General features: G+C 66.1%; 19 protein-coding genes. 11 read left to right on the top strand and 8 right to left on the bottom strand.

Annotated elements, in window-relative coordinates; translation table 11 throughout:
- Positions 1 to 10: 10 nt before the first annotated feature.
- Together purD and purB are read left to right on the top strand one after the other, a co-directional pair.
- Complete coding sequence (gene purD, locus IAU68_RS09720; protein ID WP_171193901.1) at positions 11 to 1258, top strand: phosphoribosylamine--glycine ligase; 1248 nt, start codon at positions 11 to 13, stop codon at positions 1256 to 1258.
- Positions 1258 to 2691: an adenylosuccinate lyase gene (purB, locus tag IAU68_RS09715; protein ID WP_231699147.1), complete on the top strand. Its 1434-nt coding sequence runs from the start codon at positions 1258 to 1260 to the stop codon at positions 2689 to 2691. The genes purD and purB overlap by 1 nt, the downstream gene beginning before the upstream one ends.
- Here the strand turns inward: purB and IAU68_RS09710 are convergent, their stop codons facing one another.
- A complete protein-coding gene (locus tag IAU68_RS09710; RefSeq protein ID WP_171193688.1) occupies positions 2692 to 3213 on the bottom strand; it encodes a hypothetical protein in 522 nt (173 codons plus the stop codon).
- Positions 3214 to 3232: 19 nt separating this feature from the next.
- Between IAU68_RS09710 and IAU68_RS09705 the strand changes: the two genes are divergently transcribed.
- From IAU68_RS09705 to IAU68_RS09695, 3 genes are read left to right on the top strand one after another with little or no spacing between them, the layout of a single operon-like run.
- The gene (locus tag IAU68_RS09705) at positions 3233 to 4129 is read left to right on the top strand and encodes a phosphoribosylaminoimidazolesuccinocarboxamide synthase (RefSeq protein WP_171193687.1); all 897 of its coding nucleotides are present in this window, start codon (positions 3233 to 3235) and stop codon (positions 4127 to 4129) included.
- Positions 4126 to 6222: a S9 family peptidase gene (locus tag IAU68_RS09700; RefSeq protein WP_171193686.1), complete on the top strand. Its 2097-nt coding sequence runs from the start codon at positions 4126 to 4128 to the stop codon at positions 6220 to 6222. The genes IAU68_RS09705 and IAU68_RS09700 overlap by 4 nt, the downstream gene beginning before the upstream one ends.
- An 8-nt stretch (positions 6223 to 6230) precedes the next feature.
- Positions 6231 to 6905 (top strand): DUF2334 domain-containing protein, encoded by a 675-nt coding sequence (locus IAU68_RS09695; protein WP_171193685.1) that lies wholly within the window; start codon positions 6231 to 6233, stop codon positions 6903 to 6905.
- Here the strand turns inward: IAU68_RS09695 and IAU68_RS09690 are convergent.
- From IAU68_RS09690 to IAU68_RS11425, 4 genes are all read right to left on the bottom strand, one after another.
- Positions 6887 to 7696 carry a metal ABC transporter permease gene (locus IAU68_RS09690; RefSeq protein WP_171193684.1) on the bottom strand — a complete coding sequence of 270 codons (810 nt, stop codon included), beginning with the start codon at positions 7694 to 7696 and terminating at the stop codon, positions 6887 to 6889. The genes IAU68_RS09695 and IAU68_RS09690 overlap by 19 nt on opposite strands.
- Entirely contained in the window at positions 7693 to 8364 is a 672-nt protein-coding gene (locus tag IAU68_RS09685) for a metal ABC transporter ATP-binding protein (protein ID WP_171193683.1), read from the bottom strand. Before IAU68_RS09685 ends, IAU68_RS09690 begins: the two co-directional genes overlap by 4 nt.
- 7 nt (positions 8365 to 8371) lie before the next feature.
- The gene (locus IAU68_RS09680; protein ID WP_171193682.1) at positions 8372 to 9205 is read right to left on the bottom strand and encodes a metal ABC transporter solute-binding protein, Zn/Mn family; all 834 of its coding nucleotides are present in this window, start codon (positions 9203 to 9205) and stop codon (positions 8372 to 8374) included.
- A 98-nt stretch (positions 9206 to 9303) separates the two neighbouring features.
- The gene (locus IAU68_RS11425; RefSeq protein WP_223111946.1) at positions 9304 to 13518 is read right to left on the bottom strand and encodes an ExeM/NucH family extracellular endonuclease; all 4215 of its coding nucleotides are present in this window, start codon (positions 13516 to 13518) and stop codon (positions 9304 to 9306) included.
- Between the two features lie 217 nt (positions 13519 to 13735).
- On the opposite strand from IAU68_RS11425, the gene purS reads away from it, so the two are divergent.
- From purS to purL, 3 genes are read left to right on the top strand one after another with little or no spacing between them, the layout of a single operon-like run.
- The gene (purS, locus tag IAU68_RS09655; protein WP_171193680.1) at positions 13736 to 13966 is read left to right on the top strand and encodes a phosphoribosylformylglycinamidine synthase subunit PurS; all 231 of its coding nucleotides are present in this window, start codon (positions 13736 to 13738) and stop codon (positions 13964 to 13966) included.
- A complete protein-coding gene (purQ, locus tag IAU68_RS09650) occupies positions 13963 to 14637 on the top strand; it encodes a phosphoribosylformylglycinamidine synthase subunit PurQ (RefSeq protein WP_171193679.1) in 675 nt (224 codons plus the stop codon). The genes purS and purQ overlap by 4 nt, the downstream gene beginning before the upstream one ends.
- A gap of 7 nt (positions 14638 to 14644) precedes the next feature.
- Positions 14645 to 16921 carry a phosphoribosylformylglycinamidine synthase subunit PurL gene (gene purL / locus IAU68_RS09645; RefSeq protein WP_171193678.1) on the top strand — a complete coding sequence of 759 codons (2277 nt, stop codon included), beginning with the start codon at positions 14645 to 14647 and terminating at the stop codon, positions 16919 to 16921.
- Here purL and IAU68_RS09640 read toward each other — a convergent pair whose 3' ends face one another.
- Positions 16922 to 17929, bottom strand: a complete 1008-nt coding sequence (locus IAU68_RS09640; protein ID WP_171193677.1) for an acyl-CoA thioesterase — start codon at positions 17927 to 17929, stop codon at positions 16922 to 16924.
- Positions 17930 to 17953: 24 nt separating this feature from the next.
- Between IAU68_RS09640 and IAU68_RS09635 the strand changes: the two genes are divergently transcribed.
- The 3 genes from IAU68_RS09635 to purM are packed head-to-tail and all read left to right on the top strand — an operon-like array spanning position 17954 to position 20955.
- Positions 17954 to 18331, top strand: coding sequence for a sterol carrier family protein (locus IAU68_RS09635; RefSeq protein WP_171193676.1), 378 nt, complete (start codon positions 17954 to 17956; stop codon positions 18329 to 18331).
- A gap of 51 nt (positions 18332 to 18382) precedes the next feature.
- Positions 18383 to 19876 (top strand): amidophosphoribosyltransferase, encoded by a 1494-nt coding sequence (purF, locus tag IAU68_RS09630; RefSeq protein WP_171193900.1) that lies wholly within the window; start codon positions 18383 to 18385, stop codon positions 19874 to 19876.
- The gene (gene purM / locus IAU68_RS09625) at positions 19876 to 20955 is read left to right on the top strand and encodes a phosphoribosylformylglycinamidine cyclo-ligase (RefSeq protein ID WP_171193675.1); all 1080 of its coding nucleotides are present in this window, start codon (positions 19876 to 19878) and stop codon (positions 20953 to 20955) included. The genes purF and purM overlap by 1 nt, the downstream gene beginning before the upstream one ends.
- Before the next feature lie 214 nt (positions 20956 to 21169).
- On the opposite strand, the gene IAU68_RS09620 is transcribed toward purM, so the two are convergent.
- Entirely contained in the window at positions 21170 to 21364 is a 195-nt protein-coding gene (locus IAU68_RS09620; protein ID WP_171193674.1) for a DUF3073 domain-containing protein, read from the bottom strand.
- Between the two features lie 132 nt (positions 21365 to 21496).
- Positions 21497 to 22555 carry a CAF17-like 4Fe-4S cluster assembly/insertion protein YgfZ gene (gene ygfZ, locus IAU68_RS09615; protein ID WP_171193673.1) on the bottom strand — a complete coding sequence of 353 codons (1059 nt, stop codon included), beginning with the start codon at positions 22553 to 22555 and terminating at the stop codon, positions 21497 to 21499.
- Positions 22556 to 22569 lie beyond the last annotated feature (14 nt).

Genomic DNA, 22569 nt, shown 5'->3' with positions numbered 1-22569 from the left:
GTTGGAGCCCATGCGCATCCTTGTCATCGGTTCGGGCGGCCGCGAACACGCCCTCCTTCATGCACTGCACGGCAACGAGCTCACCGTCGCGCCGGGTAACGCGGGTATGTCGCGTTTGGCGCAGGTGCGCCCCATCGACGTGTCCTCCCCGGTGGACATCGTGGGGCTGGCCCGCGAGATCGACGCGGAACTGGTGGTTATCGGCCCCGAGGTCCCGCTGGTGGAAGGCGCAGCTGACGCGCTGATTGACGCCGGCATCCCCGTGTTCGGCCCGACCAAGGCCGCGGCCGCGCTCGAGGGGTCGAAGGCGTTTGCCAAAGAGGTCATGCAGGCTGCCGGCGTGAAGACGGCGTCGGCGACCCGCGTGGAGTCGGCAGATGGTATCGAGGCGGCGCTCGACGAGTACGGCCCGCGCTACGTGGTCAAAGACGACGGCCTGGCAGGCGGCAAGGGTGTTGTGGTCACCGAGGACCGCGCGGAAGCCAAGGCCCACGCGGAGGCTGTGATCGAGTCCGGCAACCCGGTCCTGTTCGAGTCCTTCCTCGAAGGCCCGGAGGTCTCCCTGTTCTGCCTGGTCGACGGCGAGACCGTGGTCCCGCTGCTGCCCGCGCAGGACCACAAGCGCGCTTACGACAACGACGAGGGCCCGAACACCGGCGGCATGGGTGCCTACGCACCGCTGCCGTGGCTGCCGGAGGATGGGGTGCAGGTGCTTGTCGACGACATCGCCCGCCCCGTGGCCGAAGAGATGGTCAACCGCGGCATCCCGTACCAGGGGCTGCTCTACATTGGTGCTGCGTGGGGGCCGGAGGGCCCGGCCGTAGTGGAGTTCAACGCCCGCTTCGGCGACCCGGAGACCCAGGCGGTGCTCTCGCTGCTTGAGACCCCGCTGGCGGACGTGCTGCTCGCCGTCGCCGAAGGCCGGCTTGATGAGATCGAGCCGCTGAAGTGGCACGACGGCTACGCCGCGATGGTGGTGCTCGCGGCCGAGGGCTACCCGCAGGCGGCGAAAACCGGCGGCGTGATCACCGGCGAGACACTGGACGATCCGTCGCAGGTGTTGCACGCCGGCACGAAGGAAGAAGACGGCGAGTACGTTGCCTCCGGTGGCCGCGTGCTCGGTGTCGTCGGCAAGGGCGCAACGCTCGAGGAGGCCGTGGACAACGCGTACCGCATCATCGAGGGCATTGAACTGCCTGGCGCGTTCTACCGCAAGGACATTGCCCGCCCCGCGATCGAAGGAGCGATCTCCCTATGATGACACCCGTGAAGCCGAATAACGCGAATGTTTTGAGTAACCGCTACGCCTCGCCGGAGATGGCCACGCTGTGGGCGCCGGAGCACAAGATCATCCTCGAGCGCGAGCTTTGGATCGCTGTGCTCAAGGCGCAGCAGGAGCTCGGGGTTGAGGTGGCCGACGGTGCCATCGAGGACTATGAGAGGGTCATCGACCAGGTGGATCTGGAGTCCATCGCGGAGCGTGAAAAAGTTACGCGCCACGACGTAAAGGCGCGCATCGAGGAGTTCAACGCGCTGGCGGGCCACGAGGAGATCCACAAGGGTATGACCTCGCGAGACCTGACCGAAAACGTCGAGCAGCTCCAGGTGCGCAAGGCGCTTGAGCTGACTCGCGACAAGGCGGTCGCGCTGCTCAAGGCGGTGGGCAACCGCGCCGGCGAGTACAAGTCGCTGGTCATGGCCGGCCGCTCCCACAACGTCGCAGCGCAGGCCACCACCTTGGGCAAGCGCTTCGCCTCAGCTGCCGACGAGATCCTCGTCGCCGTCGAGCGCATCGAGGAGTTGCTGTCCCGGTACGCTCTCCGCGGCATCAAGGGGCCGATGGGCACCGCGCAGGACATGCTGGACCTCATGGGCGGCGACGAGGAGAAACTGTCGCAACTCGAGCAGGGGATTGCTGCAGGTCTCGGCTTCGACCGCGTCTTTGACTCGGTGGGCCAGGTCTACCCGCGCTCGCTCGACTTCGACGTGGTGTCCTCGCTGGTGCAGCTGGGCGCGGGCCCGTCGTCGCTTGCGACCACCATCCGCCTCATGGCCGGCAACGAGACGGTCACCGAGGGCTTCAAGGAAGGCCAGGTCGGCTCGTCCGCGATGCCGCACAAGATGAACGCGCGTTCCTGCGAGCGCGTCGGCGGCTTCCAGGTGATCCTGCGCGGCTACCTCACCATGGTGGGCGACCTGGCCGGCCAGCAGTGGAACGAGGGCGACGTGTTCTGCTCCGTGGTTCGTCGAGTCGCGCTGCCGGACGCGTTCTTCGCCATCGACGGCCAGCTGGAGACCATGCTCACGGTGCTCGACGAGTTCGGCGCGTTCCCGGCGATGATCAACCGCGAACTGGACCGCTACCTGCCGTTTTTGGCCACCACCCGCATTCTCATGGCGAGCGTGCGCGCCGGCGTGGGCCGCGAGACCGCCCACGAGGTGATCAAGGAAAATGCGGTCGCCATGGCTCTCGACATGCGCGAGCGCGGCGCCGAGCAGAATCTGGTGGAGCGCTTGGCTGGCGACGATCGCCTCCCGCTGGACAAGGCGCAGCTGGATAAAGCGCTGGAGGACAAGGCCGCCTTCATCGGCGCCGCCGAGTCGCAGGTGGACCGGGTGCTCGCGCGTATCGACGACCTGGTCAAGGCCCACCCCGAGGCCGCCGACTACACCCCGGGCGACATCCTCTAACTACTGAAAGGTCACCGTCGCGTCACGGGTTTTCACCTCGACGCCGGTGGCCACAACCCCCGGCTCGGCAGTACCGGCCCAGGAGGCGACGAAGCCGTGCTGGGGCCCGGTGAGGTCCGGGGTGTAGCCGCTGAACGCCGATTCGCCGCAGTATTGGCTGGAGGCGGTGTTGGCGTTGAGGGTGTCGTCGACAAGCGAAAGCTCGGGCAGAGCAACGGTGACGTCGACGGGGTGCTCGCCGACCGCAACCGGGGTGAGCGTGACGGGGAAGCAGACGATGTCGGCAGCTTCGCTCGCGCTGCGCGGGGCGCGCTCGGTTTCCGGCTCGTCGACGGTGATCTCCCATTGCACCGGCACGTCGAACTGGACGTCTTTGGTGACAAGTTTCGCGGTTTGGCCGTAGCGCAACGTGGCGCCGTCGCGGGTTTCGGTGAAGGCCGGCATGTCGCCGTCGAACGCGGAAGGGGTGTCGCACGCAGCCAAAACGAGGGGGATGAGGACTGCGGTCGCGCGTTTATTCACGGGGCATATACTAGCGCGCATGCGTCCAGAGCTATCCGATTATTCCCACCTCGCCGGTGGCAAAGTCCGCGAGATTTACGAAGTCGACGACAAGACGCTGCTCTTGGTGGCGTCGGACCGGATTTCCGCGTTCGACTACTCGCTTGAGCCGGCGATCCCGGACAAGGGCCGCATTCTCACGGCGACCTCGATGTTCTTCTTCGACCTGCTTTCTGATGTGCCGAACCACCTCGCAGGCCCGATCGACGACGAGCGCATCCCCGAAGACGTCCTCGGTCGCGCCATGGTGGTCAAGCGCCTGGACATGGTGCCGTTCGAGTGCGTCGCCCGCGGCTACCTCACCGGCTCCGGCAAGAAGGAGTACGACGCCACCGGACGCGTGTGTGGCGTTAAGTTGCCCGACGGGCTCGAGGAGGCCTCGAAGCTGCCCGAGCCGATCTTCACCCCCGCGACCAAGGCGGAGCAGGGCGACCACGACGAGAACGTCACGTTCGACTTTGTGGCGAACAAGGTGGGCAGCGAGCTTGCCGGGCGCCTGCGGGACGCAACCCTCGAGGTCTACACGCGTGCCGCCGAGTACGCCGAGACCAAGGGCATCATCCTCGCGGACACGAAGTTCGAGTTCGGCCTGGACGAGGGCGGTGAGCTCGTGCTTGCCGACGAAGTCCTCACGCCGGATTCTTCCCGCTACTGGCCCGCGGACGGCTACGAGGAGGGCAAGAACCAGCCCAGCTTTGACAAGCAGTACGTGCGCAACTGGCTGAAGAGCCCGAAGTCCGGCTGGGATCCGTCCGACGGTTCGCTGCCGCCGGAGCTGCCGGGCTCGGTGGTTGAGGCGACCCGCGACCGCTACATCGAGGCCTACGAGCGCCTCAGTGGTCGACGCTTTGCCGACTGGCCGGGGCAGCACGCATGACCGCACCGAAGGCAGTAAAGCACCCGATCATAAGGACCTTCCACGGGCGCGACTTCCACGACGACTACGAGTGGCTGCGCGACAAGGACAACCCTGAGGTCATCGAGTACCTCGAGGCGGAAAACGCCTACACGGAGAAGAAGACTTCCGCGTGGAGCGGGCTTGCCGACGACATCTACGCCGAGATCAAGTCCCGCATCAAGGAAACGGACATGTCCATCCCGCAGCGCCAAGGCAACTGGTGGTACTACGGCCGCACCGTCGAGGGGAAGAACTACGGCATTTCCTGCCGCGTGCCCACCGCCGACGACCCGTGGACCCCGCCCGAGGTGTCGGAGGACATGCCGGATGAGCAGGTGCTGCTCGACGTCAACGAGTTGGCCGACGGCCACGAGTTCTTCTCACTCGGCGCCTCGTCGGTGTCCACTTCGGGGCGGTTGCTCGCATACTCCTTCGACACCGAAGGTAGCGAGCGCTTCACCATGCGCATCAAAAACCTGGAGACCGGCGAGCTTCTCGACGACCAGCTAGACGGCGTGTTCTACGGCGCCACCTGGGCCGGCGAGGACTACCTGTTCTACGTGCGTTGCGACGACGCGTGGCGGCCCCACCAGATCTGGCGCCACAAGGTCGGCACCGCAGCTGACGAGGACGTGCTGGTCTACGAGGAGACGGACGAGAAGTTCGGCGTCGGCGTTGGTGCGGACCGCGCGGAGCGCTTCCTCATGATCGTCGCGTCCTCCTCGCTCACCTCCGAGTACCGTGTGCTCGACCTAGACAATCCGACCGGCGAGTTCGAGGTGCTCTGGCCGCGCGATGCCGGCATCGAGTACCACCCGGACTACTGCGTCGTAGACGGCACCGAGTATTGGGTGATCACCCACAACGCTCATGGCGCGAACTTTTGCGTGGCGACGACACCCGTCGGCGAGCTGGCGCCGTTGAAGACATTGGACGTGCTGGTCGGGCACTCTGACACGGTGCGCATCGAGGGCATCGATACCTACCGCGACTTCATGTTCATGGCGTATCGCCGGGGTGGGATTCCGCGGCTGGCGGTGTCGTCGTTAAGCGGTGGCTTCGGCGAGTTTGACGAGCTGGAGTTCTCCGAGGAGCTCTATAACGTCGGGCTCGGCGGCAACCCGGAGTGGGACGCGCCGGTGGTGCGGCTCGGCTACTCCTCGTACACGCAGCCGTCGCAGGTGCTGGACTACGAAGTGGCCACAGGCAAGAAGACGCTGCTCAAGCAGCAGGAGGTCGAAGGCGGTTACAACGCCGACGACTACGAGGCGTTCCGCATCTGGGCAACGGCTGACGACGGCGCGCAGGTGCCGGTTTCGGTGGTGCGTCGCAAAGGGGTTGCAGGCCCGGCGCCGCTGTTGCTGTACGGCTACGGCTCCTACGAGGCGTCGATGGACCCGGGCTTTTCGGTTGCGCGGCTGTCTTTGCTCGATCGCGGCATGATCTGGGCGTGCGCCCACGTGCGCGGCGGCGGCGAGATGGGCCGGGCCTGGTACGACAACGGCAAGATGCTGCACAAGGTCAACACCTTCACCGACTTCATCGCCAGCGCCGACGCCGTGGTGGCCGAGGGGCTGACCACGCACGACAAGATGGTTGCGGAAGGCGGCTCCGCCGGCGGCCTGCTCATGGGCGCTGTGGCGAACATGGCCCCGGGGAAATTCGCGGGCATCCAGGCGATCGTGCCGTTCGTGGATCCGCTGACCTCCATTTTGAAGCCGGAGCTGCCGCTGACCGTCGGCGAATGGGAGGAGTGGGGCGACCCGTACCACGACTCTGAGGTGTACGACTACATGGCAACCTATGCCCCGTACGAGAACGTCGCAGCGCAGGATTACCCGGATATCCTGGCGGTCACGAGCCTGAACGACACCCGCGTGCTTTACGTCGAGCCCGCCAAGTGGGTGGCGAAGCTGCGTGAGGTGGCCACCGGCGGCGAGATCCTGCTGAAGACGGAAATGTCCGCCGGCCACGGCGGTGTGTCGGGCCGCTACGCCAAGTGGAAGCAGACCGCGTTCGAGTACGCGTGGACGCTGGTGAAGTCCGGCGCGGTCGAGGCTCCTGTGCGATAATTCCCCTTATGCCCGGCCGCCTGCTCGTCTCCATCTCGTCCATCTTCGACGCCACGTTGGACAACGTGACAAGCATGGTGCGCGACCTGGACCGGGAGGGGGTGGCGGTGTCGCTTCTGGTGGCGCCGCACATCGACAAGAAGTGGCACCTGGCCGAGGACAACACCACCCGGGAGTGGCTGCTTGGACAGCTTGATAAGCGCGCACTCATGCTCAACGGCTTCGACCAGCCGGTGCAGGGCCGCCGCAGCGAGTTTGCGAACCTTCGCGCCCACGAAGCGCGGCTGCGACTAAAGGGCGCGACGCGGCAGATGGCGGCGCTGGGCTTCGACCTGGACATGTTCGCCCCACCGCGCTGGCGCATGTCGGACGGCACCCTCGAGGTACTAAGCGAGTTCGGGTTTGCCGTGGCGGCGTCGACGAAGGGCATCTACCGGTTGCACCGCGACGAGTTCGCCCAAGCCCGCAACCTGTCCGTCGGCGAGGGCTACGGCGCCGCCAAGTGGTGGCGCCGCAACGTGATCAAGGCCGCTGAGCGCGGCGCCGAAAAGGGCAACACGATCCGTCTGTCGGCATCCGGCCGCGAACTGGACCAGAAGAAGGTGCGCCGCGACTTCCTCGCCGCGGCCGCCGCAGCCGTGGAGGCCGGCGCGGAACCGGCCGACTACCGCGACTTCAGGTAGGCGAACCCTCGGCACACGAGGTAGATGCCGAAGGAAATAAAGGCCACGAACACGCTCACCGGCACGCCGGGGGCGAGCGAGAGCACCATGCCGCCGATAGCGGAAAGTTCCGCGAACAGGATGGACAGCCACACCGCGCGCACCGGGTTCGCGGTGACTTGGGCGGCGGCCGCGCCGGGCGTGATCAGCAGCGACATCACCAGCAGTGCGCCGACGATCTGCACCGACTGCGCCGAGGCGATACCGACGAGCACGGCGAACGTCAGCGCCATCGCGCGCACCGGCACGTTTGATGCCGCAGCCATCACCGGATCAGCCGAGGCGAACAGCAGCGGGCGCCACAAGGCGATGACGGCACCCGCGACGACGGCGGTCGTGATCCCGAGCAGCACCACGTTTTGCGCGGACACGCCGACGATCTGGCCGGTGAGCAGCGCCAGCGCCCGGTTGGAGTTGCCGGGGTAGAGGTGGATAAACAGCACGGACAGCGCCATGCCGAAACTCATGGCCACGCCCACGGCGGAGTCTTGCTGGCCCTTCAGCCCCAGCGCAGCGAGGACGAGTGCAGCCACGACAGCACCGGCGACCGCGCCAAAGCCGACGTTGAGGCCGAACAGCAACGCCGCCGAAGCACCCATGAGCGCCAGCTCGGAGGTGGCGTGGACGGAAAAGGACATCTGGCGCAGCACCACCAGCGGCGCCATCACGCCGGAGAGGATGCCGAGCAGCGCGCACGCGATCAGCGTGGTTTGCACGAAATCCTGGCTGAGCAGAAACAAGGTGTCACTCACAGCACGACCATCCTTCCGTCCACTTCGACGACATCGACGCGCGTGCCGTAGAGCTCGCTTAGTACTTCGGAGCGCATGACCTCAGAAACATCCCCGATGACGTGGCCCTTCGGACCGAGGTAGAGCACCCTATCGACGACGCCGAGCACCGGGTTAATTGAGTGCGTCACACACACCACCGCAGCCGGGTGCTCGTGCAACCTAACGACCGTGTCGCGGGCGCGGGCGGGGTCGAGGGAGAGCAGGGGTTCGTCGGCAAGCAAGAGCTCGGGGTCTTGGGAAAACGCCTGCGCTTGTCGGATGAGCTGCTGCTGGCCGCCAGAGAGGAGGCCGACGCGCTGATCGGCGAACGCGTGGGCGCCGACGGAGGCGAGCTGTGCCTCGACGTCTGCCTTCGGGGTGCGTTTGCCCATCGCCCAGGAAACGAGGTCGCGCCCGCGCACCGGGAGATCCTTCGGGAACATGTGCTGCTGCGGGATGAACCCGACCCGGCCGTTTACATGTGCGCTGCCGTGCGTGAGTTTGCGGGTGCCCATCAGGGTGCCCAGCAGCGTCGATTTGCCGACGCCGTTCGGGCCGAGGACCGCGATGAACTCGCCTTTGTCCACGACGAGGTCGAGCCCGGACCACAGGGGAGCGACGGCGGCGTCGCGCAGCTCAGCGATCACAATTGTCCTACTTCGAAATTTCCGCGATCTGGTCCACGACCTGCTCAAAATAATCGAGGAAGTCCACGCCAGCCGGGGGTGTCTCCCGGATTTCAATAACGGGAACATTATGCGCCTTCGCCGCATCCGCCAAGCGCTCAGTCGCACTGTTCATGCTCTGCGGGTTGACGAACAACAGGTCGAGTTGGCCGGTTTCGATCTGCTCCAAGAACTTGGCGACCGCAGAGGCCGACGGCTCCTGGTGGTTCACACTCGCGTGCGCGTACTCCTCCGGGGTGACGTCGTTCAATTTGGCTCCCACCAGGCCCGCGGCGATCGGTTCCGTCATCGCGACGTTGAGCTGCGCGGCGTTGAGCTGGTCCTCGATTGCGCTGATTCGCTTATCGACGACCCCAGCATCGCCCCCAACACGCTCCGCCACCTCATCTGCGACCTGGCGGACCTTTTCTGGAGCGAACCAGGCGTGCTCGATGGTGTGGTCGTGGTGGTCGTGGTCGTCGTTGTCGAGAAGCGGAATGGCGTGGATGATGCGGTCCTGCTCGGCGGCGGTGTAAAGCGCCGCGTCGTACCCGCTGCCGTTGGCCACAACGGTCTCGGCCTGCTTGATGCGTGCGAGGTCCTTCGCCGAGGGCTCGAAGTGGTGGGGATCGACCGCGTCGCCCGTGATGATCGCCTCCACGTCCTCGCCGGTAACCGCCGAGGCGACATCGGCCCACACACCCGTGGTGGCGACGATGTCGGACGCCTCCTGCGACTCCTCCGAGCAGGCAGTGAGCGTCACGCCGACGAGTGCGGTGGTGGCTGCGATTGCGAGTGTTCTGAAGTGAAAACGATTTTCCATAAGCGAAAGTTAAACACTAATGGGAATCGTTTTCAATTTGAAAATGAGATGAAAATGCCCCGCCGGCAGGAGGCCGACGGGGCAGAATTCAGGTCACGCTACTTCGAGGAGCACAGCGTTGCCAGTGTCGCGATCGCCGCGACAGCCAGCGCCGTACCAGCCACGCCACCGGCGATCTGCTGCGACTGCGCGGAAACCGGGAGCCGCGCGCCAATCTTGCTGATCTGCTCCTTCACCGGAGCAAGCGCCGGGATGTCCGCAGTTGCGGCCAGACCGAGCGGGATCAGCGCCAGCAGTGGCACCGCAAGCAAGCCTGCGGCCGGCAGACAACGATCGCTCACGCTGGAGCCCTCGCGTGCCGGAGCGTCCTTGCCGTCCTTGCCGTCTTTGCCGTCTTTGCCTGCGACGCGGCCGAGGTTCTGGCTCGTGCCGTCGGTGTAGGTGGCAACGAGTTCGCCGTTTTCGTTGACCTTGACGTTTTCGATGCCACGCGGCTCCGTGGTCTCACCCTCCTGGTTAACAACCGTGTCAGCGACAACCTTGCCCAGATCCGCAACAGTGCCGTCGGAGTAGGTGACAATCAGGTGGCCGTTGTCGTCGATGACGAACGACTTCACGCCGCGACCGTCCTTGCCGGCCTTGCCGCGCTCGCCCTTGTCGCCCTTGGCGCCGGTTTCACCCTGGTCACCCTTGGCTCCGGTTTCACCCTTGTCGCCCTTGTCGCCCTGTTCGCCGCGCTCGCCCTTGTCGCCCTTGGCGCCGGTGTCGCCCTTGTCGCCCTTGTCGCCCTTGGCGCCGGTTTCACCCTTGTCGCCCTTGGGGCCCTGTTCGCCGCGCTCGCCCTTGGAGCCGGTTTCGCCCTTGTCACCCTTCGGGCCCTGCTCGCCGCGCTCGCCCTGGTCGCCCTTGGAGCCGGTGTCACCCTTGTCACCCTTCGGGCCCTGCTCGCCGCGCTCGCCCTTGTCGCCCTTGTCACCCTTCGGGCCCTGCTCGCCGCGCTCGCCCTTGTCGCCCTTGTCGCCCTTGGCGCCGGTGTCACCCTTGTCGCCTTTGTCACCCTTGGGGCCCTGTTCGCCGCGCTCGCCCTTGGAGCCGGTTTCGCCCTTGTCACCCTTCGGGCCCTGCTCGCCGCGCTCGCCCTTGTCGCCCTTGGCGCCGGTGTCACCCTTGTCGCCTTTGTCACCCTTGGGGCCCTGTTCGCCGCGCTCGCCCTTGGAGCCGGTTTCGCCCTTGTCACCCTTCGGGCCCTGCTCGCCGCGCTCGCCCTTGGCGCCGGTGTCGCCCTTGTCGCCCTTGTCGCCCTTGGCGCCGGTGTCACCCTTGTCGCCCTTGGGGCCCTGTTCGCCGCGCTCGCCCTTGTCGCCCTTGGCGCCCTTGGGGCCCTGCTCGCCGCGCTCGCCCTTGTCGCCCTTGGCGCCCTTGGGGCCCTGCTCGCCGCGCTCGCCAGTAGCACCGGTCACGTTGCCGAGGTTCTCGGTCTCGCCATTGTCGTAGGTGACCACGAGTTCGCCGTTGTCGTTGACCTCAGCCTTGACGATGTAGCGCGGCTTGTCGTCTTCAGCAGCCAGCGGCGTGACGTTGACGACAACCTCAACGACATCGGTGCTGTTGTCCGGGTAGGTGACAGTCACCTCGCCGCGCTGGTTGTCGCCGACGGTGTCGGTATCTACCGGGGTCGTCCACTCGAACGTGGTGCCCTCCGGGAGGGTGCCTGCGTCAGTGAACACGGAGGCGGCGTCGGGAAGCGCGGTGCCCTGCTCGACCGTGACAGCCTCGACGGCCTGCGGGTCGAACTTGTCGGCGTCCTGCTCGGCCTTCTTGGTCGTGTTGAAGCCGACCTTCACTGGGTCGTGGTCGGAGGAGCGGAACGGGTTGCCGTAGCCGTAGAGCGGGTCGTCGCCGTCGCCGAAGAAGTCCTGCGTGTTGTAGTTGCGGCGGGAGTACTCGAACGAGACAGACTCGTCGCCGTTGATGTTCCACACCGCGGAGTCCTGCACGAGCGCGTTGGCCGCCTCGTTGGCGAAGACGTGGTCCAGGGAGCCGAGCTGGCCGTCGAACTGGTAGGACTCCTGCGGGAAGTCCTTCTCGTGGTGGACGAGCGTGTAGCCGCCACCGCGCAGGGTGTTCAACGCGTTTTCCATGGTGTAGGAGTTGAAGTCACCGACGAGGAAGGTTGGCAGTTCCTGCCAATCGTCCTGCTTGTCCATGTGGTCGAGCAGCGCCTGCGCCTGCGCAACGCGGACATTGGCGTTGTTGCCCTGGCCGTCGCCGGAATCTGCATCGTTGTTAGCCACGGAGCCCTTGGACTTGAAGTGGTTGACCACAGCGACGAAGTTGTCGTCGTCGTCACGCTTGACCGTGTTGAACTCCTGGGCTAGCGGCTGGCGGGCAAGCCCGGTGAAGGCCTCATCGTCAAAGATGCGGGACTCGCCGACCGGCTCGACCTCGGCCGGCTGGTAGATGAAGCCGACGCGGATGAAGTCCTCGGCGGTGCCGAGTTCGCTCGGGGACTTCACGTAGTCCCACTTGTTCCCGCCCGCGGCCTTGTTCAGCTCGTCGACCAGGTTGGACAACGCATTGTCGCGCTGCTCGACATCACCGGTGACGCGGGCGCCGTTTTCAATCTCGGACAGGCCGAGCACGTGCGCGTCGAGCTTGTTGATCGCGGTGACGATCTTCGCCTGCTGATCGTTAAACGCGTCCTGGGAGTAGGCGCCGCGAACCTTGCACCGGTTTGTGGCAACGGGGTGACCGCCCATGTCTTTGTGCGGCTTGCAGTTCGGCTCGTCCTTGCCCAGGGAGGTGAAGTAGTTGAGCACGTTGAAGAAGCCGATGGTGTTGTCGCCTTCGACGGTGTCCGGCACGTCGTACGACGTTGCGCGGGAGTCTTCCCAGGTGATCGGCAGTTCCTCGGCGGTGTTCTTGCCGGTGATCGGCTGCAGCGGCTGGAAGCGCCACTGGTCGAAGGAGTAGTCGACCACAACATCGGTCTGGAAGGTCACCTGGTCGCCGGTGCGGATCGACTTCACACCGTTGTCGGAGGTGACAATGTATGGCAGAGGGGTGTTCGTGTCGGTGCGGAAGTAGTTGCGGGTGCGGCCGTCGTCGAGGTAGACCACCTCGGATGCCTGCTGCGCGTTCATCGCAGCAACTTTGGCCTTGTCCGGCGTGATCACGTCGGTCGGGTTGCGGAACGCCTTCTCGCCCGGTGCCAGGCCGAGGTCGCCGGTGTTGTTCAGCGTGTAGTTGTTGGTCACCGTGTACGCGCCAGTCGGGCGCACGAGCATGCCCTCGTACGGCTCGCGGGCGTCGTCACCGGCGGGAAGCGTGTCAATCTCCACAGCCTTCGGTGCTTCCAGCGCTTCGTCGAGCGTGCTTAACGACGACACCGTGATCTGCGTCTGGCTGTAGTACTCGCTGACGCTACCGGTGACCTGGACGGAATCGCCGGTCTTCGGGAAGTTCTGGTTGCCGCCCATATAGACGAAGATGCCGTCGGAGGCGTCGCCTGGGTTTTTGGCCTCGCCGGTGCCGGCGGTCTGGAGGAAGAAGCCGTTCTTGCCGCCCTCGTCGTACACAGCGGTGACCACGCCCTCGGTAGTGACGGTCTGGCCGTCCAGCGGGGAGGTATCGCCAGTGCCCTGGATCTCGGCGATCGGGGTGACCTCGCCCGGGGCGACGGGCTCCTCGCTCGGCTCTGGCTCGGTCGGTGCCGGGTCGACAGGAGCCTGGCCGGAGCCGCTCGGGGTCGGGGTGGCAACCGTGAAGTCCTTGGCGTTGTTGTCGGTGTCGACGCCGAGGGTGATGCGCTGGATGGAGGTCCCGTTCTTGGTGCCGCTGGCAGGCGCGCCTTCCGCACGGGATGCGCCGCCCCAGCCGACCAGGTCGACTTCGTTTCCGTTCGCGTCGAGCAGCACTGCGATTGCGCCCGTGCCGCTGAAGTTAAATGTGGCGCTCTCGTCGTCGGCACCGGTGATGGCATCACCGTTGGAGCTGGGTGTGCTCGTGATCAGGAACGTGCTCTTCGCGGGCACGACGCCGGTGAGCGTGTGCGTATTGCCGACGTTGTTCTTGGTGGAGCGCTGCTCGATCTTCCAGCCCGTGATGTCGATGGGCTGGTCGGTCGGGTTGTAGAGCTCGACGAAGTCTTTGTTGAAGGCGGCGCCCTGGTTGCCGCCTCCTCCGTAGACCTCGTTGATGACCACGTTGGAATTGTCCGGAGCTGCGGACGCATTCGGTGCGGCGACGGTGACGGTGCCGGCGGCGAGCGCGACGATGAAGGACGCGCTGAGCGCCTTGCGTGGGTGACGCATGAGAAACCTCTTGGAAAAGATAAAGGAATTACTGAAGCCCGGATAAGTTAACGCTAGTTACAGGCACGCGCTCGTCGAGAAGCAATGTTTTGCAAAGAATTCACCCGTCGTTCACTTGTGGCCGGTCAACAAGGGTTTCGGGCCGTGTCGGGGCGTTCGATATACTGACGCGCGTACCGCAAAGGTCGTTCCACCTCCCAATTTGTGAAGGATTCTCATGGCACGAGTCGTCGTTAATGTCATGCCCAAGGCCGAAATTCTTGACCCGCAGGGTCAAGCGGTGCTGCGCGCACTGGGCCGCATCGGTGTCGAGGGGGTGAGCGACGTCCGCCAAGGCAAGCGATTTGAGATCGAGGTGGACGACACCGTCACCGACGCCGAGCTGCACCGCATGGCGGAGACGCTGCTGACGAACACTGTGATCGAGGACTTCGAGGTTGTGCGATGAGCGCAACTATCGGAGTCATTACTTTTCCGGGCACGCTTGACGACGTCGACGCGCTGCGTGCCGTCCGTCTCGCCGGTGCCACGCCGAAGCAGCTGTGGCACGCCGACGACGATCTGACCGGCGTCGACGCCGTTGTCGTCCCGGGTGGTTTCTCGTACGGCGACTACCTGCGCTCCGGCGCGATCGCCGCACAGGCCCCGATGATGGGCGCTGTGATCGAGGCCGCGAAGAAGGGGATGCCGGTGCTCGGCATCTGCAACGGGTTCCAGATCCTCACCGAGTCCGGTCTGCTGCCGGGCGCGCTGACGCGTAACCAGAACCTGGACTTCCACTGCGTGGACACCTACCTCGAGGTGGCGAGCCACGACACCGCGTGGACCAGCCAGTTGGGTGAGCGCATCTACGTTCCGGCCAAGCACGGCGAGGGCCGCTTCCAGGCAGCGCCGGAGACCATCGAGGCGCTGGAGAAGGAAGGCCGCGTGGTCTTCCGCTACACCGACAACTTCAACGGCTCCATCAACGGTATCGCCGGTGTGACCAGTGAAAACGGTCGCATCGTCGGGTTGATGCCGCACCCGGAGCACGCGATTGAAACGCTCACCGGCCCCTCCACGGACGGGCTCGGTTTGTTCACTTCCGCCATCGACGCTATCTCGAAGATCGGAGCGTAACGCCAAGATGACTGTGCACAACGACACTGTTGAAAACGCCTTCGACTCTCCGAACCTCGACCAGCCGTACGCCGAGCTGGGCCTGAAGGACGACGAGTACGAAAAGATCAAGGCCATCCTCGGCCGCCGCCCGACCGACGCGGAGCTCACCTTGTACTCCGTGATGTGGTCGGAGCATTGCTCCTACAAGTCCTCCAAGACCCACCTGCGCTACTTCGGTCAGACCATGACCGAGGAGATGGAGAAGAAGATCCTCGCCGGCATCGGCGAGAACGCCGGCGTGGTGGACATCGGCGGTGGCGACGCTGTCACCTTCCGCGTGGAAAGCCACAACCACCCGTCGTTCGTCGAGCCCTACCAGGGCGCAGCGACCGGTGTGGGCGGTATCGTCCGCGACATCATGGCCATGGGTGCCCGCCCGATCGCCGTGATGGACCAGCTCCGCTTCGGCCCGCTCGACGCGGAGGACACCAAGCGCGTCCTGCCGGGCGTGGTCCACGGCATCGGCGGCTACGGCAACTGCCTGGGTCTTCCGAACATCGGCGGTGAGACCGTCTTCGACGCCGCCTATTCGGGCAACCCGCTGGTCAACGCGCTGTGCGTGGGCACCCTGAAGGTGGAAGACCTCCACCTGGCGTTCGCCTCCGGCACCGGCAACAAGGTCATCCTGTTCGGCTCCCGCACCGGCCTCGACGGCATCGGCGGCGTGTCCGTGCTCGGCTCCGCCACATTCGAGGAAGGCGAGGAGCGCAAACTTCCCGCTGTGCAGGTGGGCGACCCGTTCGCGGAAAAGGTGCTCATCGAGTGCTGCCTCGAGCTCTACGCCGCAGGCGTGGTCGAGGGCATCCAGGACTTGGGCGGCGGCGGCCTGTCGTGTGCCACCTCCGAGCTGGCCGCGTCCGGCGACGGCGGCATGACCGTCAACCTGGACAACGTCCTGCTGCGCGCGGAGAACATGACCGCGGCCGAGATCCTCGCTTCCGAGTCGCAGGAGCGCATGTGCGCCGTCGTCGCCCCGGAGGACGTGGACCGCTTCATGGAGATCTGCGCCAAGTGGGATGTGCTCGCATCCGTCATCGGCGAGGTCACCTCCGACAAGGACCGCCTGCAGGTCTTCCACAACGGCGAGCTCGTCGTCGATGCTCCGCCGTCAACCATCGACGAGGGCCCGGTCTACGAGCGCCCGTACGCGCGTCCGGATTGGCTGGATGAGGTGCAGGGCGGGGGTGTCGTCGAGAAGCAAGGCGACATCAAGGACGCTTGGCTGAAGATGGTTGCCTCCCCGGCGCTGTGTTCGCGCGACTTCATCACCGAGCAGTACGACCGCTACGTGCGCGGCAACACCGTGCAGGCCAAGTACGCCAACTCGGGCGTGCTGCGTATCAACGAGGAAACCAACCGCGGCGTGGCCGTCTCGGCGGACGCGTCCGGCCGCTACACCTACCTCGACCCGAACATGGGTGCGCGTCTTGCGCTGGCGGAGGCGTACCGCAACGTCGCCGTCACCGGCGCGACCCCGTTCGCGGTGACGAACTGCCTGAACTTCGGCTCCCCGGAAAACCCGGACGTGATGTGGCAGTTCCGCGAGGCAGTGCACGGGCTTGCCGACGGCGCCGCCGAACTGGAGATCCCCGTCTCCGGCGGCAACGTGTCCTTCTACAACCAGACCGGCGACACCCCGATCCTGCCGACGCCGGTTGTCGGTGTGCTGGGTGTGATGGAGGACGTGGAGCAGGCCATCCCGCACGCGCTGCCGTCCACGGACGAGCAGTACACCCTGATCCTGCTGGGCGAGACCAAGGACGAGTTCGGCGGCTCCGTGTGGCAGGACATCTCCGGCGCGGGCCTGTCCGGCCTGCCGCCGCAGGTGGACCTGGCTAACGAGGCGCGCCTGGCGGAGTTCTTCGCCGGCAACGCCGCCGGCATCGCGGCAGCGCATGACCTGTCCGAGGGCGGCCTGTCCCAGGCGGTCTTCGAGCTGCTGCTCGGCTCTGACAAGGGCGCGGACATCAACCTCGCTGGCGTGCACGACGACGCGTTCACCGCGCTGTTTTCCGAGTCCGCCTCCCGCGTGCTCGTCGCGGTAACTCGCGACCGCGCCGAGGCGGCTGTCGACCGGGCATCGTCCGCCGGCATCCCGGTGGCCGTGCTCGGTGACACCAACTCCGAAGGTGTGCTGCGCGTGGCTGGCGAAAAGATCCAGATCGCGGAACTCGCCGGTGCGTGGGCTGCGACCATGCCGTCGCACTTCGCCGCAGCGCACGCCCCGAACGCGGCGCTGTAGTTACTGCGTGCGCTGCACCGCGGGAGCCGGTTCCACCAGCGGAACCGGCTCGTACTCGGCGCGCAGGTCTTTGAGCGTCTGGGTGTGCTCCCAGAGGCGCTTGTCCTCGTCGGTGACCGGCGTGAACTTCCGCGCCGGCAGGGGGTTGCCGTCGATGTCGATGCCGATGTAGGTGAAGGTGGCGTGGATGGCGTCCTTCAGGTTGTCGCGCCCGCCACGCGGGTCGCCGGCCCGCAGGTGCACCGAGGTGTGGATGGAACGCGAGTCGGTGCGGGTGATGCGGGCGTCGACTTCGATGAGGTCGCCGATGTGCACCGGGTGGTAGAAGCGGATGCCGCCGGCGTAGACCGCCACGGTGCGTTCACCGGACCACTCCATGGTGCAGGCCAGGCCGGCCTCGTCGATCCACTCCATCGCGGTGCCGCCGTGGACGTTGCCGCCCCAGTTCACATCGGTCGGCTTGGCCATGAAGCGGTGCACGATGCGCTGCGCGGTGGTGTCCTCGGTGTAGGTTTGCGCCTCCATCTCCGTCTCAATGGCTTGGCGCAGGCCGATGCGCGACTTCGCGGCTTCGGCCACGCGGCGCTCCTCGTCGGCGGTGGGCACGAACGACGGCACGGCCATGGACTTGCCGGTGTCAGGATCCTTAGCGACGAACACCACCAGGCAGTCGCAGGCGCGGGTGAACACACCTTCGCGCGGGTCGGCGGAGAGCACCTCGTTGACGATGTGCATCGACGACCGGCCAGTCATCGCGATGCGGGAGCGCACCTCCACGATATGGCCGGAGGGAATCGGGCGGGTGAAGTGGATGTGGCCGACGTACGCGGTCACGCAGTAAGTGGCGGACCACTGGGCCGCGCACGCGTAGGCGGCTTTATCGATCCACTCGAGCACGCGCCCGCCGGAGACACCTTGGGCGCCGTGGTGGAGCACGTCGGTGGGCGAGGCCATGAAGCGCAGAGTCACGCGCGGGGAACGTTCAGCAGCGACAGGGGTAATTGACATGCCGACACCTTAATATGGGGGCCTATGGCGCAGAAGCAGGACCCGACACTGACACGCGAGGCCGTTGAGGCGGTCGCAGGCTGGCTGGTGGGGGAGGGGGAGTCGTCGAGAAGCGAAATCGCGAATGCTTGCCGACGAACCGCCCGCACCCTCGCCGAGGAGCTGCCCGGCCACTCCGTAGAGTTGCGCGTGCCCCCGTTCGTGGCCGTGCAGTGCGTGGAGGGCCCGCGGCACACGCGCGGCACCCCGCCAAACGTGGTGGAGATGGACGCGAAGACGTGGCTGCGTCTGGCTACTGGCCAGACCACCTTCGGCGAGGAGCTCGCGCAGGGCAACGTGGACGCCTCCGGTTTGCGCGCCGGGGAGATCGCCGCCGGGCTTCCGGTGATTGCTCTCGGGTGAGGTTCCTCGGATACAGTGTTTAGCGTGCATACGAAGAGCCCCACGGGGAAGATGAACTTCGAAAACAACCATGACGACCGTGCCGACGAGCCTCGCGACGAGTGTGGCGTATTCGGCGTCTGGGCGCCGGGCGAGGACGTCTCCAAGCTCACCTACTTCGGCCTATTCGCGCTGCAGCACCGCGGCCAGGAAGGCGCCGGCATCGCGGTGGGCGACGAGGACAACGTCGTGGTGTTTAAAGACACCGGGCTGGTCAGCCAGGTCTTCGACGAGTCCGTGCTGGAGGCCCTGCAGGGTGATGTAGCCATCGGGCACACGCGCTACTCCACGGCCGGCGGCAACTCCTGGGAGAACGTCCAGCCGATGTTCCGCACCGCGCCCAACGGCACCGACATCGCGCTCGCGCACAATGGCAACCTGGTCAATTACCTCGAGCTGCAGACTGAGGCGATCGAGCGCAAACTCATCCCGGCCGACGGGGTGAACGGGCAGGGCTCGTCGTCGGATACCGCGGTGGTCTCCGCGCTGCTGGCCGACGAGTTGACCGAGGGCAGGACGCTTTTCGACGCCGCACGTGAACTCCTCCCGCGCGTCAAGGGTGCGTTCTGCTTCATGGTCACCGACGGCCACACCCTCTACGCCGCGCGCGACCCGCACGGTGTGCGCCCGCTGTCGCTCGGCCGCCTCGACGGCGGTTGGGTGGTCGCCTCCGAGACGTGCGCGCTGGACATCGTCGGCGCCTCGTTTGTCCGCGACATCGAGCCCGGCGAACTAGTGGCTATCGACGAGTCCGGCGTCCACTCCGAGCGCTTCGCCGAGACGACAAAGGCCCACTGCGTGTTCGAGCACGTCTACGTCGCCCGCCCCGACTCGGTGATCGACGGCCAGACCGTGAACTCCTCGCGCATCGAAATCGGCCGCCGCCTCGCCCGCGTCAACCCCGTCGAGGGCGATCTGGTCATGCCGGTGCCGGAATCCGGTACCCCGGCCGCGATCGGCTACGCCGAGGAGTCCGGCATCCCCTACAAGCAGGGACTGATGAAAAACGCCTACGTGGGCCGCACGTTCATCCAGCCCTCCGACACCCTGCGCCAGCTGGGCCTGCGCCTGAAGTTGAACCCGGTGCGCGAGGTCATCGAGGGCAAGAAACTCGTGGTTGTGGACGATTCCATCGTGCGCGGCAACACCCAGCGCAAACTCATCCGCATGCTGCGCGAGGCGGGTGCTGCCGAGGTGCACGTGCGCATCGCGTCGCCGCCGGTGAAGTGGCCGTGCTTCTACGGGATCGACTTCGCCAGCCCCGGCGAACTCATCGCCAACCACGGGCGCACGGATTCCGACGAGGCGATCTCGGAGTCCATCCGCACCATGATCGGAGCGGACTCGCTGGCATTCGTGCCTATCGACGACATGATCGCCGCCACGAATCAGAACGAAGACAACCTTTGCGCCGCGTGCTTCACCGGCCGCTACCCGCTGGGTCTGCCAGACGGCAACCCCAATGCCGACCTCGTCCGCCGCATCCAGAAAGGTGCTGAAGCCTAATGTCCACTGAGCAGAACCCAGCGCAGAACCCGGTTTCTTACGAGGCCGCCGGCGTCTCCATCGAGGCCGGCGACAAGGCCGTCGAACTGTTCGCCCCGCACGCCAAGCGCGCCACCCGCCCGGAAGTTCAGGGCAGCCTCGGTGGGTTCGCCGGCCTGTTCGCGCTGGGCAAGTACAAAGAGCCGCTGCTGGCCGCCGGCTCCGACGGCGTGGGCACCAAACTTGCCGTCGCGCAGGCGATGGACAAGCACGACACCATCGGCATCGACCTGGTCGCCATGTGTGTCGACGACCTCGTCGTCTGCGGCGCCGAGCCGCTGTTTCTGCAGGACTACATCGCCATTGGCAAGGTCGTGCCGGAGAAGGTCGCCGAGATCGTCGGCGGCATTGCCGAAGGTTGCGTCCAGGCTGGCTGCGCGCTGCTCGGCGGCGAAACCGCGGAGCACCCCGGCGTGATGGACCCGGAGGACTACGACGTCTCCGCCACCGCCGTCGGCGTCGTCGAAGCCTCTGAGCTGCTCGGCCCGGACAAGGTGCGCGAAGGCGACGTCGTCATCGCCATGGCGTCGTCCGGCCTGCACTCCAACGGCTACTCGCTGGCTCGCCACGTGCTGCTTGAGCGTGCCGGGTTGCCGCTGGACGCCGAGATGGAAGAACTCGGCCGCACCCTTGGCGAGGAGCTGCTCGAGCCGACCCGCATCTACGCGCTGGACTGCTTGGCGCTTGCCAACGAGTGCGACGTGCACACCTTCTGCCACGTCACCGGCGGTGGCCTGGCCGGCAACATGGAGCGCATCATCCCCGAAGGCCTGGTGGCGGAAATGCACCGCACCACCTGGACCCCGGGCCCGATCTTCCGCACCATCAAGTCTGTCGGCCAGGTGCCGGACGCGGAGATGGAAAAGACCTTCAACATGGGCGTCGGCATGACCGCGATTGTGGCTGCCGAGGATCGCGACCGTGCGCTTGCGATCCTGGCCGCCCGCCACGTCGATGCGTGGGTGCTCGGCGAGGTCCGCGTCGCCGGCGAGGGCGATTCGGCCCGCGCTGTGCTGACCGGCTCGCACCCGCAGTACTGACCGTGTTTTCGCTGATCGTCTAGTGCGCCTGCCGGCGCGACTAGACGATCAGGAGTTGGCTTGGGCAAACTCCCAGGTGATGATGGCAACCAGTTTCAATAAGAACCCGATCGTCTAGCAGTGCAAATGCGGAGCTAGACGATCAGCGCAGTGAAGACCTGGACAGCAAAAAGCACCCCGAGCGAGCGGGGTGCTTTTTTATGTGCGGGGTGGACTAGCGGTCGTCGTCCTCGTCCCAGTCGGCGTAGTCCGCGTACTGGTCGTCCACCTCGGCGTCGTCCTCGTCCCAGCGGCGTGGGGCCTTGCCTGCAAGCTCTCGTTGCAGGGAATCGAGGTCCATTTCAGGAGTGTTGTACTTCAGCTGGCGAGCAACCTTGGTCTGCTTTGCTTTTGCGCGTCCGCGGCCCATGGCGTGACCCCCTTGAGGTGGTTTCTTGGGCGGCCTTCAAAAGAGGCGGCCTCATACTTATTTACGATATTTTCCTGTAGGACACTATAGCTTGCGCTCAGAGAAAATGCCCCTCGGGGTCTTGAGCTGCGCTTATAGCTGACTCTCAGGTCCACGCCTGAGCTTATCGACGGCACGCCGCCCCGCATGCTCGCCCTCATCGACCGGCAGCGAAGACGGGTCCACCGACGCCGCGGTGCCGCCGATCTCCAGCGGTGCCCCGAGCGCGGAACGCTTCACCAGTGCAAGGGCGACCGGGCCTTCGTCAGCGTCGTGCACCACAGTGCCGAGGCGGCCGACGTTGCGGCCGGCGGCCGTGATCTCCGAGCCGGTTGCTGGCTCCTCCGGGGCGGAACCGTCGAGTTGGAGCTTGACTAGCAACCTGGGGGAGCGGCCGAGGTTTTCTACGCGCGCGACCGTTTCCTGTCCGCGGTAGCAGCCCTTCTCCAGGTGGACGGCCCCGAGATAGTCGCCACGGTTGATCAGATACGGCGCCTCGTGGGGGATGGAGCGCTCATCCAGATCGGCGCGCTGCTCCGGCTCGCCGGCGGCGACGCGAAAGGCGGTAAAGGCCATGAGGCCGGCGAGGGGGAAGGCGGAGGCGGTGTCGTCGATACGCTCGCGCTCCACCGCGATGTCAGTGCGGTGCACGCCGCCGAAGTTGGGGATGCGGCGGGTAAATACAGCGCCCTCGACGTCTGCGGGTGCGGGGCCGAGGAGGGTGAGCAGCGCCAGGTCGGGGGTGTCGATCTGCACGTCGGACCAGAACACCATATTCTGCAGGAAATCGCGCAGGCTTTCGGTCTGATACGACGGCACGTCGAGGTAGTACACCCCGTCGGCGACAGCGACGCCCGCGTGGTGCAGGATGCGGCCCTGCGTGTTCAAATCGAGGGCGGCGGCGCCGAACCCGTCGGGAGCGTCGTCGAGCTTCTGCGAGAGCAGGTTGTTCAAAAACGCTGGCGCGTCCGGGCCGGAAACCGCGAGGATCCCGCGGTGTGAGCGGTCCACCGCGACCGTCTCCTCGGTAGCGCGGTGCTGCTCCTTGAGGGGGTCGCCGTAGTGCCAGGCGACGCCGGTGGCGTCGAGAAGCGACTCGCCCGGCAGCTCAGCTGCGCCGGGCCGTGCCAAAAGAACCGATGCGTAACCCATGGGCGCCTATCATA

Origin of the sequence: Corynebacterium lujinxingii (assembly GCF_014490555.1) — a bacterium.
GTDB lineage: Bacteria > Actinomycetota > Actinomycetes > Mycobacteriales > Mycobacteriaceae > Corynebacterium > Corynebacterium lujinxingii.
Note: the sequence above shows the minus strand (reverse complement) of the source record. Positions and strands in the feature narration are given on the sequence as shown.